This is a genomic window from uncultured Piscinibacter sp., assembly GCF_937952055.1.
GTDB lineage: Bacteria > Pseudomonadota > Gammaproteobacteria > Burkholderiales > Burkholderiaceae_C > Piscinibacter.
In genome coordinates, this window is the sequence record NZ_CALFYO010000032.1 from 111788 (window position 1) to 126117 (window position 14330).

The following is a 14330-nucleotide window of genomic DNA, read 5'->3' on the forward strand; positions in this document are numbered from 1 at the left end:
CCTCAGGCCGCACCGATGCGCCGCTTGAGCAGTTCGTTGGCGAGCAAGTAGGCGAGCAGTACGCCCGCCAGGGCGGCCAGCATCGGCGGCGCCAGCTCGACGAAGCCGAACAGCGCCCGCACGGCCGGCACGAGCGGCAGCAGCAGCGCGGCCGCGCCGACCCCCAGCGTGGTCAGCCACAGCAGTCGGCTCGGCGCGCTGCGCCAGAAGGCGCCGCGCGTGCGCAGCACCAGCACCACCGCCAGTTCGGTCAGCAGCGACAGCGTGAACCATGCCGTCTGGAAGGTGGCCTCGTCGGCATCGAACCAGCGGTGCAGCACCACGAAGGCGAGCAGGTCGAAAACGGTCGACACCAGCCCGAAGGCGATCATGAAGCGCCGCAGCTCGCCCACCTGCCAGCGCTGCGGCGTGGCCAGCCGCTCGGCATCGACGCGGTCGGTGGAGATGGCGATCGAGGGCAGGTCGGAGAGGAAGTTGTTGAGCAGGATCTGCTTGGCCGCCAGCGGCAGGAAGGGCAGGAACAGGGTGCCCAGCGCCATGCTGACCATGTTGCCGAAGTTGGCGCTGGTGGTGATGCCGATGTACTTGAGCGTGTTGGCGAAGGTGCGTCGGCCATCCTCGACGCCGCGCCGCAGCACGTCGAGGTCGGGGCGCAGCAGCACGATGTCGGCGCTCTCGCGCGCCACGTCGACTGCCTGGTCGACCGAGATGCCGACGTCGGCGGCGTGCAGCGCCGGCGCGTCGTTGATGCCGTCGCCCAGGTAGCCCACCGCGTGGCCGGTGCGCTGCAGCGCGTGCACGATGCGCTCCTTCTGCTGCGGGTCGATCTCGGCGAACACGTCGGCGCGCTGGGCCAGTTCCCACAGGGCCTCGTCGCGCATGCCGGCGAGCTGCTCCCCCGTCAGCAGCGTGTCGGTGGCCAGTCCCAGCGCACCGGCCACATGCGCCGCGACGTGGCGGTTGTCGCCGGTGATCACCTTGACGCGGATGCCCAGCGCGGCGAGTTCACGCAGCGTCTGCGCGGCGCCGGGCTTGACCGGATCGACGAAGAGCAGGAAGCCTTCGAAGCACAGGCCGGTCTCGTCGGCCACCGCGTAGCGTGGCTGGGCCGGCAGGCGCCGCGTGGCCAGCGCCAGCACGCGGAAGCCTGCCTCGCTGCGTTCCCGGAAGAACGCGGCAAGCTGCCGGCGCGCGCCGTCGTCCAGCGGCCGTGCCGCATCGCCCGCACGCCACTCGGCACACACCGCGAGCACGTTGTCGAAGGCACCCTTGGTGACGATGCGATGCGTGGCCACGTCCTCGGCGACCACGATGGTCAGCCGCCGGCGCTGGAAGTCGTAAGGGATCTCGTCGACCTTGTGCAGACCGTCTGCGCTCAGGCCCTGCTGCCGGCCGGCGGCCACCAGCGCGGCATCCAGCGCGTTGGCGATGCCGGTCTCCAGCGCCGCGTTGGCGTGCGCCCAGCGCAGCACCGACGGCGAAGGCTCGCCGGCGGGGCCGAGCGCACCGTGCAGCGCCATGTCGCCGACGGTGAGCGTGCCGGTCTTGTCGGTGCACAGGACATCGATGCTGCCGAGGTTCTCGATCGCGTCCAGACGCCGCACCAGCACGCCGCGCTGTGCCATCGCGCGGGCGCCGCGCGAGACCGTCACGCTGACGATGGCCGGCAGCAGCTCGGGCGAAAGCCCGACGGCCAGTGCCACGGCGAACATCAGCGACTCGACCATCGGCCGGCCCAGCCACTGGTTGACCACCACGACGAACAGCACCATCACGATCATCACGCGCAACAGCAGCTCGCCGAAGCGGCGCACGCCGCGCGCGAAGTCGGTCTCGGGCTCGCGCTGCGAGAGTCGCGCCGCGACGGCGCCGAAGGCGGTGTCGGGACCGGTCGCGGCCACCACCACGGTGGCCGTGCCGCTTCGCACCGACGATCCGAGGAAGACGCAGTTCTCGCGCCGCGCCATCGGCGCCAGCGGCGGGCTGATGCCGGGACGCTTCTCCACCGGCAGCGACTCGCCGGTGAGGGCCGATTCGGTGACGAGGAAGTCCTTCGCCGCGAGCACCAGCGCGTCGGCCGGCACCAGGTTGCCGGCGGCCAGCGTCACGACGTCACCGGGCACCAGCTGCCCAGCCGGCGCGGTGCGCGCCACGCCGCCGCGCAACACCTGCGCGTGCAGGGCGAGGCGGCGACGCAGCCGCGCGATCGCTGCCGAAGCGCGCGCTTCCTGCGCGAAGCCGAGCAGCGCGCTGCCGGCCACGATGGCGATGATGACCAACGCCTCGGTCCAGTCGCGCAGGGCCATCGAGACGGCGGCGCCGAACAGCAGGATCAGCACCAACGGGCTGGCGAACTGGCGCAGCAGCAGCCGCGGCCAGCTCGGCGAGTCGTCGTCGCGCACCGCGTTGCGGCCATGGAAACGCAGCCGCCGGGCGGCTTCGCGCGGGGAGAGGCCCTCGCGGCTCGAACCCAGCGCGGCCAGCAGGTCGTCCGCGCCGAGGCTCCACCAGTGCGCGACCGGGTCGAGGCGCCCCGCAGGGCGCCCCGGCCCGGAGGACGGTTCAGGCCGCCGGTGCATCCACGAACGGCCGCACCACCTGCAGCAGCCGCTCGACGTAGGCCTCTTTCTCGCCCACCGGCGCCGCGTAGTGCAGCGCCTGTGCAGCAGCGTCGAATCCCGCTCGCCGCGCCATGATCCAGGCGGCAAGGTACTGCGAAGCGAGACATCCGCCGGCCGTGGCCACCGGGCCGCGCGCATGGAAGGGCGCGTCGATCACGCGCACGCCTGCTTCCACGACCCAGGGCTTGGTGGTCAGGTCGGTGCACGCGGGCACGTCGGCGAGCAGGCCCAGGCGCGACATCAGCAGCACGCCCGAGCATTGCCCGCCGATCAGCTGGCGCAGGGGGTCGAGCTGCAGGCGGTCGAGCAACTTGCTGTTCTCGGCGATGGCGCGGGTGTAGATGCCGCTGCCGAAGATCACCGCGTCGGCCTCGTTGGCGAACTCCAGCGGCCGCTGCGCCTGGACCGTCACCCCGTTCATCGAGGTGACGTACGAGGTCGGGCTGGCGATCTCGGCCTTCCACCCCATGGTGCCGAGCCGGTTGAGCAGGCCCAGCGCGATGAACGAGTCGAGCTCGTTGAAGCCGTCGAAGGTCAGGATTGCGATGCGCACGAGGCCTGCTCCGCGCTCAGTCTTCGAGCAGCGAGCGCAGCATCCAGGCGGTCTGCTCGTGCACCGTCAGGCGCTGGGTGAGCAGGTCGGCGGTGGGCTCGTCGCCGGCGGCGTCGGCCAGCGGGAAGATGCTGCGCGCGGTGCGCGCCACCGCTTCATGGCCGTCGACGAGGATCTTCACCATCTCCATCGCCTTGGGCGGCTTGGCCGGTGCGTCCTTCATCGAGGCCAGTGCACCGAACTGCGCGTAGGAGCCCGGCGCCGGTGAGCCGAGCGAGCGGATGCGCTCGGCGATCGGGTCGACCGCGTTCCACAGCTCGGTGTACTGCGCCATGAACATCGCATGCAGGGTGTTGAACATCGGCCCGGTGACGTTCCAGTGGAAGTTGTGCGTCGTCAGGTACAGCGTGTAGGTGTCGGCCAGCAGGCGCGACAGGCCACCGGCGATGGCCGCGCGATCCTTCTCGCTGATGCCGATGTTGATCGCCGGGCCGGCCGACTTCGAGGGGGTCTTGCTCTTCTTCGCCATGCGCGAGGCTCCTTGTTCGGGACGGGTGCGACCCTGCCACTGTAGCGAAGTGGCAGGGTCGAGCCAATGACAGGCGACAACGCTCAGGCGATGTCGTAGCGGTCGAGGTTCATCACCTTGGTCCAGGCGGCCACGAAGTCGCGCACGAAGGTGGCCTGCGCGTCGCTGGCCGCGTAGACCTCCGCGAGGGCGCGCAGCTGCGAGTTCGAGCCGAACACGAGGTCGACCACGGTGGCGGTCCACCGGAGTTCGCCGGTGGACCGGTCACGCCCTTCGAGCACACCCTCGGTGGCGGACCTCTGCCACTTCGTGCGCATGTCCAGCAGGTTGACGAAGAAGTCGTTGCTCAGGGTGCCGGGCCGCCGGGTGAAGACGCCGTGCGCCGCCCCGTCCACGTTGGCGTTCAAGGCACGCAGGCCGCCGACCAGCACCGTCATCTCGGGCGCGGTCAGGGTCAGCAATTGCGCCTTGTCCACCAGCCACTCGGCCGCCGATTCCTCCAGGCCCTTGCGCGCGTAGTTGCGGAATCCGTCGGCCTGGGGCTCCAGCACCGCGAACGAGGCCGCATCGGTCTGTTCCTGCGAGGCGTCCATGCGGCCCGGCGTGAACGGCACGGTGACCTCGACGCCGGCCTGCTTCGCCGCCGCCTCGATGGCCGCGCCCCCGGCCAGCACGATCAGGTCGGCCAGCGAGACCTTCCTGCCGCCGGTGGCCGCGCCGTTGAAGGCCTCCCGGATCGCCTCGAGCCGGGCCAGCACCGTGGCTAGTTCGGCCGGCTGGTTGACTTCCCAGTCCTTCTGCGGCGCCAGGCGGATGCGCGCGCCGTTGGCGCCGCCGCGCTTGTCGCTGCCGCGGAAGGTCGACGCCGACGCCCAGGCGGTGCGCACCAGCTGCGGGATGCTCAGGCCGCAGGCCAGCACCTGGGCCTTCAGCGCCGCGATGTCCTGCCCGTCGACCAGCGCATGGTCGAGCGCCGGGATCGGGTCCTGCCAGATCAGCACTTCCTCGGGCACCAGCGTGCCGAGGTAGCGGGCGCGCGGGCCCATGTCGCGGTGCGTCAGCTTGAACCAGGCGCGGGCGAAGGCGTCGGCGAACGCCTTCGGGTCCCGGTGGAAGCGGCGCGAGATCTTCTCGTAGGCCGGATCGAAGCGCAGCGACAGGTCGGCCGTGGTCATCATCGGCGGATGCTTCTTCGCGGGGTCGTGCGCGTCAGGGATCAGGTGCTCGGGCTTGCAGTTCTTCGCCACCCACTGGTGCGCGCCGGCCGGGCTCTTCGTCAGCTCCCACTCGTAGCCGAACAGCATGTCGAAGTAGCCGTTGTCCCAGCGCGTGGGGTGGGGCTTCCAGGCGCCTTCGATGCCGCTGGTGGTGGTGTGCACGCCCTTGCCCGTGCCGAAGCCGTTCTTCCAGCCCAGGCCCTGCTCCTCGATCGACGCGCCTTCGGGTTCGGGGCCGACCAGCGCCGGGTCGCCCGCGCCGTGGGCCTTGCCGAAGGTATGGCCGCCGGCCACCAGCGCCACCGTCTCTTCGTCGTCCATCGCCATGCGCGCGAAGGTCTCGCGCACGTCGCGGCCCGAGGCGACCGGATCCGGGTTGCCGTTCGGCCCTTCCGGGTTCACGTAAATCAGGCCCATCTGCACGGCGGCCAGCGGGTTGTCGAGCCGGCGGTCGCCGCTGTAGCGCTGGTCGCCCAGCCAGGCCTTCTCGGGGCCCCAGTAGATGTCCTCTTGCGGCTCCCAGATGTCCGGCCGGCCGCCGGCAAAGCCGAAGGTCTTGAGGCCCATCGATTCCAGTGCCACGTTGCCCGCGAGGATCATCAGATCGGCCCAGGAGAGCTTGCGGCCGTACTTCTGCTTGATCGGCCACAGCAGCCGGCGCGCCTTGTCGAGGTTGCCGTTGTCCGGCCAGCTGTTCACGGGCGCGAAGCGCTGGTTGCCCGTGCCTGCGCCGCCGCGGCCATCGGAGATGCGGTAGGTGCCGGCGCTGTGCCAGGCCATGCGGATCATCAGGCCACCGTAGTGGCCCCAGTCGGCGGGCCACCAGTCCTGCGAGTCCGTCATCAGGGCATGCAGGTCCTTCACCACGGCGTCCAGGTCCAGGCTGTTGAACGCCTCGGCGTAGTCGAAGTCCCTGCCCATCGGGTCGGACCGGTCGGAGTGCTGGTGCAGGATCTTCAGATTGAGCTGATTCGGCCACCAGTCGGCGTTCGTCGGAGCGCCCGCCACGGCGTTCCTGGGAGCACCGTGTCCGAACGGGCATCCCGAAGCGGTGGCGGCGTGAGGTGCGGAGTGCGTCATCGGGTCTCCTGACAGGGGATGTTGAAGCGATGCATCCACTCTAGGAACCCTGTCGCCGCCGGTCAAAGCAATTGCCTCGAAGGGCGCGATAGCCTTGTGGACTATGGCCGCGATAGCCGCGGCGCGGCTCAGTCGGTCAGGCGCTTCACGCCCGGCAGCTCGCAGGCGTAGATGGCGTTGCGCAGCGCCGCGATCGCTTCGTAGCGCGTGAAAGTGCGCCGCCACGCGAGCACCACGCGGCGCGTGGGCACCGGCGCCGCGAACCGGACGTAGGTGACGTGCGACTGCGGTTCCTTCGGCACCGAGAGCTGCGGCACCACCGTCACGCCCATGCCCGAGGCGACCATGTACTTGATGGTCTCGAGCGAGCTGCCCTCGAAGCTCTTGCGGATCCCCTCGGCATCGCTGGAGAAGCGCGCGTACTCCGGGCAGACCTCGAGCACGTGATCGCGGAAACAGTGGCCGGTGCCCAGCAGCAGCATGGTCTCGTTCTTCAGCTCCTCGGCGGTGATGCTCCGGCGCTTGGCCAGCGGGTGCGTCTTCGGCACCGCGGCCATGAAGGGCTCGTCGTACAGCGGCGCCACCGCCAGGCCGGTGTCGGGAAAGGGCTCGGCCATGATCGCCGCGTCGAGGTCGCCGGTGCGCAGCATCTCCAGCAGCTTGGTGGTGAAGTTCTCCTGGATGATCAGCGGCATCTGCGGCACGCGCTCGATCGCCTGCTTGACGAGGTCGGGCAGCAGGTACGGCCCGATGGTGTAGATGATGCCCAGGCGCAGCGGGCCGGAGATCGGGTCCTTGCCGCGCTTGGCGATCTCCTTGATGGCTGCCGCCTGTTCGATCACCGACTGTGCCTGGCGCACGATCTCCTCGCCCAGCGGCGTGACGCTGACCTCGCTGGCGCCGCGCTCGAAGATCTTCACGTCGAGCTCCTCCTCCAGCTTCTTGATCGCCACGCTGAGCGTGGGCTGCGAGACGAAGCAGGCCTCGGCCGCGCGGCCGAAGTGCTTCTCGCGGGCGACAGCGACGATGTAGCGGAGTTCGGTGAGCGTCATGCCGGCAAGTATCGCAGTGCGGCGCATCGCCCGCTGCGACGCCCGGCATCGCGCTTCGATACCGGCGCGCTTGCGCCTTGCGGCCGTCCGTGCGCCGGAGGACTCTGCGTGGGCGGCATGTACCGCGCTACGGCTTCACTCATGCAAACCGAACGATCCAATCCTGCCCCACGCCTCGCTCTCGCGGCGGCCTGTGCCGCCGCAGTCGCCGGGCTCTCCGCCTGCTACGTCGTGCCCATCGATCCGCGCACCGGTCAGGCCTACCCTGTTGCTGCCTACCCAGCACGCGAGCCGGCCAGCGTCACCGTCGTCGCGCCGCCCGCACCCAGCGCGCCGCCGCAGCCCGGTGTGCTCAGCGTGCGCCTGTATCCGCTGAATCCGCAGGCCAATCAGGGCGGCCTGCTCACCGCCATCGTCGTCGACAGCCACACCGGCCGAGGCACCTTCACGCTGGCCTACCTGGGCGACACGCTGCAGGGCGAAGCCACGCGCGTGGACGCGAACTACGCCGCCTTCGGCCGCCTGCACATCGAGGTGCTGGGCAGTGCGGCACGCAACTTCAGCGGCCGGCGCGGCATCGCCAACGCGTTCGGCAGCAAGGGCGTGAACGTGCAATGCGAGTACCTGATCAGCGGGCCGACACTGGGCACCGGCGTGTGCCTGTTCTCCGACGGGGCGAAGTACCAGATGCACTTCGGATGAGCCGAGCGCTTCAGGCCTTCAGGTAGTCCGTCTTCGAGCCCAGCCATCTCGCCACATGACGCTCGGCGGCCTGCGGGTGCTTCGCGAGCAGCGCCAGCGCGCTGGCGCGGGCCTGGTGCACCAGCGGTTCGTCGAGCGCCAGGTCGGCGAACCGCAGCAGCGGCGCGCCCGACTGCCGCGCACCGAAGAACTCGCCCGGACCACGGATCTCCAGGTCGCGCCGCGCGATCTCGAAGCCGTCGTGGGTCTCGACCATCGCCTTCAGCCGCGACTTGGCAGTGTCCGACAGCGGCGTGCTGTAGAGCAGCACGCACACGCTGGCCACCGCGCCGCGGCCGACGCGCCCGCGCAGCTGATGCAGCTGGCTGAGGCCGAAGCGCTCGGCGTGCTCGATGACCATCAGCGAGGCGTTGGGCACGTCGACGCCGACCTCGATGACGGTCGTCGACACCAGCACGCCCATCTGCCCGCCGCCGAACAGCGACATCACCGCCGCCTTCTCGGCCGCCGGCATGCGTCCATGCAACAGGCCGACCATGCGGCCGGGCAGCGCCTCGCAGAGCTGCCGGTGCGTGGCGGTGGCGTTCTGCAGGTCGAGCGTCTCGCTTTCCTCGATCAGCGGGCAGACCCAGTAGACCTGCCGGCCGGCCGCCACCTCGTCGCGGATGCGCGCGATCACCGCCTCGCGCTTGTCGTCGGCGAACAGCTTGGTGACCACCGGGGTGCGGCCGGGCGGCAGCTCGTCGATGGTGCTGATGTCGAGGTCGGCGAAGAGCGTCATCGCCAGGGTGCGCGGGATCGGGGTGGCGCTCATCATCAGCGTGTGCGGCTCCAGCGGCCCGTCCTGAAGCTTGCTTCGCAGCGCCAGGCGCTGCTGCACGCCGAAACGGTGCTGCTCGTCGATGATCGCCAGGCCGAGCCTGGCGAACTCCACCTGGTCCTGGATCACCGCGTGGGTGCCGACCACCAGCGCCGCCTCGCCAGAGGCGACCTGCGCAAGCATCTCGCGTCGCGCCTTGCCCTTGCGGCTGCCGGTCAGCCACGCCACGGTGATGCCCAGTGGCGTCAGCCAGCCGACCAGCTTGCGCAGGTGCTGCTCGGCGAGGATCTCGGTCGGCGCCATCAGCGCGCATTGCCAGCCTTGTTCGATGGCAATGGCGGCGGCCAGTGCCGCCACCACCGTCTTGCCGGAGCCGACGTCGCCCTGCAGCAGGCGGTGCATCGGCTGCTCCTGGCCCAGGTCGCGGGCGATCTCCTCGACGACGCGTCGCTGCGCCTCGGTGAGCGAGAAGGGCAGCGCGGCCAGCAGCTGCTCCTGCAGCCCGCCGGACCGCAGCGCGAAGGCCGGCGCGCACTGCTGCTCGCGCTCCTGCTTGGCCTTCAGCTGCGAGAGTTGCTGGGCGAGCAGCTCTTCGAACTTCAGCCGCTGCCAGGCCGGGTGGCTGTGGTCCAGCAGCGCCTCGACGCTGACGTCCGGCGCCGGGTGGTGCAGGAAGTCCAGCGCCTCCCGCAGGCTCATCATGTCCGGCGGCACCGTGCCCGGCGGCAGCTGCTCCGACAGATCCGCGCGCGACAGCCCCGCGGCCACCGCCTTGCGCAGGTAGGCCTGCGGCAGCTGCGCGCTGGCCGGGTAGACCGGGGTCAGCGCGCGGGCCAGCGGCGCGCCCTCCGTCACCGCCTTGAAGCTCGGGTGCACCATCTCCAGCCCGAAGAAGCCGCCGCGCGCCTCGCCGCGCACGCGCACGCGAGCGCCTTCGGCCAGCGCCTTCTGGTGCGAGGGGTAGAAGTGCAGGAAGCGCAGCACCAGGTCATCGGCGCCGTCATGGATCTTCACGACGAGCTGCCGCCGCGGGCGAAACTGCACGCGGCTGTCGGTGACCACGCCCTCCACCTGGGCGGTGTCGCCGTCGCGCAGCGCCGCGATCGGCACGAGTCTCGTCTCGTCCTCGTAGCGCAGCGGCAGGTGCAGCGCAAGGTCGATGTCGCGCACCAGGCCGAGCTTCTCCAGCGCCCGCTGCGGCGCCGACTTCGGCTTCTTCTCGTTCGACGGCGGAGCGGTCTCGGCCATGCGCCGATTCTCGCCGGTGGCGCTGGCGTGACTTCCTGCCGCAGTTCGTCGCGCAGCAGGGGGCGCCGGTGGCGAACAATGGCCAACCGAGGGCTGCCTCTAGAGACTTTCGCCGCCGCCGCCCTTAGCATCGCGCGCTGTCGCGTCCAACCCCGCCACCGTCCATGCGCATCGTCGCCCGTTTCGCCCTGGTTCTCGTCATCGTTGCCGTCGTCAGCGCGCTGTCTGCGCTCGCCTGGGACCGCTCCGAGCGGGCGGCCGCCCAGCCCGCAGTGCACATCGACCCGAACTGACGCGGCCGCAAGGCGGCGGGCCGTCGCCGGCACCGCCGCCGGGGCATGGCAACATCGCGGCCTCGCATCACAGGCCGGTACAGCCTCCATGCCCTCGACGCCACGTCCCCTCGCGCTCGCCGACTTCGACTTCGAACTCCCGGCCGAGCTGATCGCCCAGCATCCCGCCGCGCAACGCAGCGCCTCCCGGCTGCTCGACGCCACCGGCGCCGAGCCGGCCGACCGGGTGTTCCGCGACCTTCCCGGGCTGCTGGTCCCCGGCGATCTGCTCGTCTTCAACGACACGCGCGTGATCAAGGCGCGCCTGCTCGGCGCCAAGGCCAGCGGCGGTGCGGTGGAGGCGCTGGTCGAGCGTGTGCTCGGCGGCCACGAGGTGCTGGCCCATCTGCGCGCGAGCAAGTCGCCCAGACCGGGCAGCCGCGTGCGTTTTGTCGCCGCCGACGGCGCCTCGTCCTTCGAGGCCGAGGTGCTCGGCCGCGGCGGTCCGGATGGCTCGCTGTTCCACCTGCGTTTCCCCGCTGAGCCGCACGGGCTGCTCGAACACCATGGCCACGTGCCGCTGCCGCCCTACATCACCCACGCCGACAGCGCCGAGGACGAGCGCCGCTACCAAACGGTGTTCGCCAAGCACCCCGGCGCGGTGGCCGCGCCGACGGCGGCGCTGCACTTCGACGAAGACCTGCTCGCCGCGCTGCGCGAGCGTGGCGTCGGCATGGCCAGCGTGACGCTGCACGTCGGCGCCGGCACCTTCCAGCCGGTGCGCAGCGAGAACCTGGCCGAGCACCGCATGCACAGTGAATGGTTCGAGGTCGGCCAGGCCACCGTCGATGCCATCGAAGCCACCCGTGCGGCAGGCCATGGCGTGGTCGCCGTGGGCACGACCACGCTGCGCGCGCTCGAGTCGGCCGCGCTGTCGGGCCGCCTCACGGCCGGTGCGCGCGAAACCGACATCTTCATCACGCCGGGCTTTGCCTTCCGCGTCGTCGACCGGCTGCTGACCAACTTCCACCTGCCCCGGAGCACCTTGATGATGCTGGTCAGCGCCTTCGCCGGGCACGAGAAGGTGATGGCGCTGTACCGCCACGCCATCGCGAGGCGCTACCGCTTCTTCAGCTACGGCGATGCGATGCTGCTGCCGCGCGACACAGGCACTGCTCCTCGCTGACACAGGCCGTGGTGTTCGCGCCGTCCGGCCTGCTCCACCCTGGCAAAACGCGGTGCGCGGTTGACATTGGTCAGAAGGACGCGGCGCCTGCTTTCTAGCATGGCTCGCAGATCAACGATCCGTCCGAGGAGGACCCGATGAAGAACAAGATGGTCGCCATCACCCTGGCGGCGATGCCCCTGCTCGCCATGGCCGCCGGCAACGACGACTCGATGACCGCACTGGCTCGGCATGCCGGCTGTCTGACCTGCCACCAGGTCGAGCCCGGCGGCAAGGGCCCGGACGGGCTGCCGCCGGTCGGTCCGGCGTGGCGCGACGTGGCCGCCAAGTACAAGGGCCGCAAGGGTGCGGTCGAGGCGCTGACCGCCACCGTGATGAAGGGGTCGAACCCCTACGACAGCCACTGGAAGGGTCAGGCCAGCGGCTTGGCGATGCCACCCAACGCGGTGGCGATCGCGCCGGCCGATGCGAAGCGGCTGGTCGGCTGGATCCTGGCGCTCGAGGCACCGAAGAAGTAGCGCCGCCGTGCCGGTCGTCGCAGGGGGCCCTGCGACAATCGGCACATGCTCCAGTTCGAACTGCTCCGCACCGAAGGTCGGGCGCGCCGCGGCCGGCTCACCCTCAACCATGGCGTGGTCGAGACGCCGGTCTTCATGCCGGTGGGCACCTACGGCACGGTGAAGGGGGTGATGCCCTCGTCGCTGGAAGCGATGGGCGCGCAGATCATCCTCGGCAACACCTTCCACCTCTGGCTGCGTCCGGGACTCGAGATCCTGCAGCAGTTCGGCGGGCTGCACCGCTTCGAGGCCTGGCGCAAGCCCATCCTCACCGACAGCGGCGGCTTCCAGGTCTGGTCGCTCGGCGACATGCGCAAGATCAGCGAGGAGGGCGTCAAGTTCGCCTCGCCGGTCAACGGCGACAAGCTCTTCCTCACGCCCGAGGTGAGCATGCAGATCCAGCGCGTGCTCAACAGCGACATCGTCATGCAGTTCGACGAATGCACGCCCTACGAGACCAAGGGCCACATCACGACGGAGAAGGAAGCGCGCGCCTCGATGGAGCTGAGCCTGCGCTGGGCGGGGCGCTGCCTGGCGGAGTTCCGTCGGCTGGAGAACCCGAACGCGCTGTTCGGCATCGTGCAGGGCGGCATGTTCGAGACGCTGCGCGAGCAGTCGCTGGCGGCCCTCGTCGAACTCGACCTGCCCGGCTATGCGATCGGCGGCGTCAGCGTGGGCGAGCCCAAGGAGGAGATGCAGCGCATCATGGCGCATACGCCGCACCGCCTGCCCGCGCACAAGCCGCGCTACCTGATGGGCGTGGGCACGCCGGAGGACCTGGTCGAGGGCGTGGGCTGCGGCGTGGACATGTTCGATTGCGTGATGCCGACGCGCAATGCGCGCAACGGCCACCTGTTCACCCGCTTCGGCGATCTGCGCCTGCGCAACGCGCGCTACAAGACCGACGAGCGGCCGGTCGACGAGACCTGCAGCTGCCACACCTGCGCGAACTTCAGCCGTGCCTACCTGCACCACCTCGACCGCTGCAACGAGATGCTCGGGCCGATGCTGGCGAGCGTCCACAACCTGCACTACTACGTGAACCTGATGCGCGAGGTGCGCGCGGCGCTCGATGCAGGCCACTTCGAGACCTTTGCGGCGAAGTTCGCCGAGGATCGCCGTCGCGGCGTCTGAGACTGCGCGGGCGTTGACCGGGGTCAGCGCGGCCTGCGGCGAGCGCGCTCAGGATCGTCGCCTCCTCGACCACGCCGACCCGCCATGCCCTCGTCCCGGACGCCCCACGACACCGACGTGCTGATCATCGGCGCCGGCCCGAGCGGACTGGCGCTGGCGCGCGCACTCGCCGATGCGCAGATCCGCAGCATCGTGCTCGATGGGCAGAGCGCCGAGACGCTCGCCGAGCCTGCACCCGACGGCCGCGACATCGCGCTGACGCACCGCGCGCAGGCGATCATGCGCCGGCTCGACCTGTGGGAGCGCCTGCCCGCGGCCGAGGTGGCGCCGCTGCGCGAGGCGGTGGTCTACAACGGGCGCGACCCGCAAGCGCTGCACTTCGACGCGCAAGGCTCGGGCGAGGACGAGCTCGGCCACCTCGTCGCCAACCACCTGGTGCGCCGTGCGAGCTGGGAGGCCGTGCTGGGACGAGAGGCCATCGGTCTGCGGCCGGCGACGCGCGTGATCGGCCTGCGCATCGACGCCGAAGGCGCGATCGTGTCGTGCCGGAGCGAGGACGGTGCCGAGGTGGAACTGCGCGCGCCGCTCGCTGTGGCCGCCGACAGCCGCTTCTCCGAAGCGCGCCGGTGCGCCGGCATCGGCGCACAGATGCGCGACTTCGGACGCAGCGTGATCGTGTGCCGCATGACGCACAGCGCGCCGAACCGCGCGGTGGCGCAGGAGTGCTTCCACACCGGCCACACGCTGGCGGTGCTGCCGATGAACGGCGGCGAGAGCTCCATCGTCGTCACCGTCAGCACGGACCGGGCCGGTGCGATGCAGCGCTGGAGCGACGAACAGTTCGCCGGCTGGGTGCAGCAACAGCTCGGTGGCCGCCTCGGGACGATGGCGCTGAAGGGCGTGCGCCATCTCTATCCGCTGGTGGCGGTGTATGCGGATCGCTTCGTCGCGCCGCGTTTCGCGCTGATCGGCGACGCTGCCGTCGGCATGCACCCGGTCACCGCGCATGGCTACAACTTCGGGCTCTACGGCGTGGACGTGCTGAGCGACCTGCTAGCCTCGGCGCGGCGCAACGGCCGCGACCTCGGCAGCCCGGAGGTGCTCAGGCCCTACGAGACGCGCCACCGCCGCGAGACCTGGCCGATCTACCACGGCACCAATGCGCTGGTGGGCCTGTTCACCGATGACGGCGAGCCGGCGCGCTTGCTGCGCCAGGCGGTGATCCGCGTGGCCGAGCGGCTGCCGCCGTTGAAGGCCGTGATCACCGACCGCCTCACGCGCAGCGGGCCGACGCGATGGCCGCCGCTGTCCCGGCCGCCGCTGCCGCCGATGCTGGCGTCGCTGTGGAAGCCCTGAGGC

General features: G+C 70.7%; 12 protein-coding genes. 6 read left to right on the plus strand and 6 right to left on the minus strand.

The features are described 5' to 3' along the window. Window positions 1-2: 2 nt before the first annotated feature. The 5 genes from mgtA to Q0599_RS23255 form a co-directional block, all read right to left on the minus strand. Window positions 3-2579: a magnesium-translocating P-type ATPase gene (gene mgtA / locus Q0599_RS23235; RefSeq protein ID WP_298834987.1), complete on the minus strand. Its 2577-nt coding sequence runs from the start codon at window positions 2577-2579 to the stop codon at window positions 3-5. Then, window positions 2563-3174, minus strand: coding sequence for a DJ-1/PfpI family protein (locus tag Q0599_RS23240; protein WP_298834989.1), 612 nt, complete (start codon window positions 3172-3174; stop codon window positions 2563-2565). Before Q0599_RS23240 ends, mgtA begins: the two co-directional genes overlap by 17 nt. A 16-nt stretch (window positions 3175-3190) precedes the next feature. Then, window positions 3191-3703 carry a Dps family protein gene (locus tag Q0599_RS23245; protein ID WP_298834991.1) on the minus strand — a complete coding sequence of 171 codons (513 nt, stop codon included), beginning with the start codon at window positions 3701-3703 and terminating at the stop codon, window positions 3191-3193. Window positions 3704-3786: 83 nt separating this feature from the next. Further along, window positions 3787-6000 carry a catalase/peroxidase HPI gene (katG, locus tag Q0599_RS23250; protein WP_298834994.1) on the minus strand — a complete coding sequence of 738 codons (2214 nt, stop codon included), beginning with the start codon at window positions 5998-6000 and terminating at the stop codon, window positions 3787-3789. A gap of 128 nt (window positions 6001-6128) precedes the next feature. Further along, window positions 6129-7052, minus strand: a complete 924-nt coding sequence (locus Q0599_RS23255; protein ID WP_298834996.1) for a hydrogen peroxide-inducible genes activator — start codon at window positions 7050-7052, stop codon at window positions 6129-6131. A gap of 141 nt (window positions 7053-7193) precedes the next feature. Here Q0599_RS23255 and Q0599_RS23260 point away from each other — a divergent pair, with 141 nt between their 5' ends. Then, window positions 7194-7754, plus strand: a complete 561-nt coding sequence (locus tag Q0599_RS23260; protein ID WP_298834997.1) for a hypothetical protein — start codon at window positions 7194-7196, stop codon at window positions 7752-7754. A 10-nt stretch (window positions 7755-7764) separates the two neighbouring features. On the opposite strand, the gene recG is transcribed toward Q0599_RS23260, so the two are convergent. Next, on the minus strand, window positions 7765-9822 hold the full coding sequence (gene recG / locus Q0599_RS23265) for an ATP-dependent DNA helicase RecG (protein WP_298834999.1): 2058 nt from the start codon (window positions 9820-9822) through the stop codon (window positions 7765-7767). A 164-nt stretch (window positions 9823-9986) separates the two neighbouring features. Here recG and Q0599_RS23270 point away from each other — a divergent pair, with 164 nt between their 5' ends. The 5 genes from Q0599_RS23270 to ubiM all read left to right on the plus strand — a co-directional run bounded on the left by Q0599_RS23270 (window position 9987) and on the right by ubiM (window position 14327). Further along, window positions 9987-10115, plus strand: coding sequence for a hypothetical protein (locus tag Q0599_RS23270; RefSeq protein WP_298835001.1), 129 nt, complete (start codon window positions 9987-9989; stop codon window positions 10113-10115). An 88-nt stretch (window positions 10116-10203) separates the two neighbouring features. After that, window positions 10204-11280 (plus strand): tRNA preQ1(34) S-adenosylmethionine ribosyltransferase-isomerase QueA, encoded by a 1077-nt coding sequence (gene queA / locus Q0599_RS23275; RefSeq protein WP_298835003.1) that lies wholly within the window; start codon window positions 10204-10206, stop codon window positions 11278-11280. A gap of 137 nt (window positions 11281-11417) precedes the next feature. After that, window positions 11418-11798 carry a c-type cytochrome gene (locus Q0599_RS23280; protein WP_298835005.1) on the plus strand — a complete coding sequence of 127 codons (381 nt, stop codon included), beginning with the start codon at window positions 11418-11420 and terminating at the stop codon, window positions 11796-11798. A gap of 45 nt (window positions 11799-11843) precedes the next feature. Further along, on the plus strand, window positions 11844-12971 hold the full coding sequence (tgt, locus tag Q0599_RS23285) for a tRNA guanosine(34) transglycosylase Tgt (RefSeq protein ID WP_298835007.1): 1128 nt from the start codon (window positions 11844-11846) through the stop codon (window positions 12969-12971). A gap of 84 nt (window positions 12972-13055) precedes the next feature. Beyond that, complete coding sequence (gene ubiM / locus Q0599_RS23290; RefSeq protein WP_298835009.1) at window positions 13056-14327, plus strand: 5-demethoxyubiquinol-8 5-hydroxylase UbiM; 1272 nt, start codon at window positions 13056-13058, stop codon at window positions 14325-14327. Window positions 14328-14330: the final 3 nt, after the last annotated feature.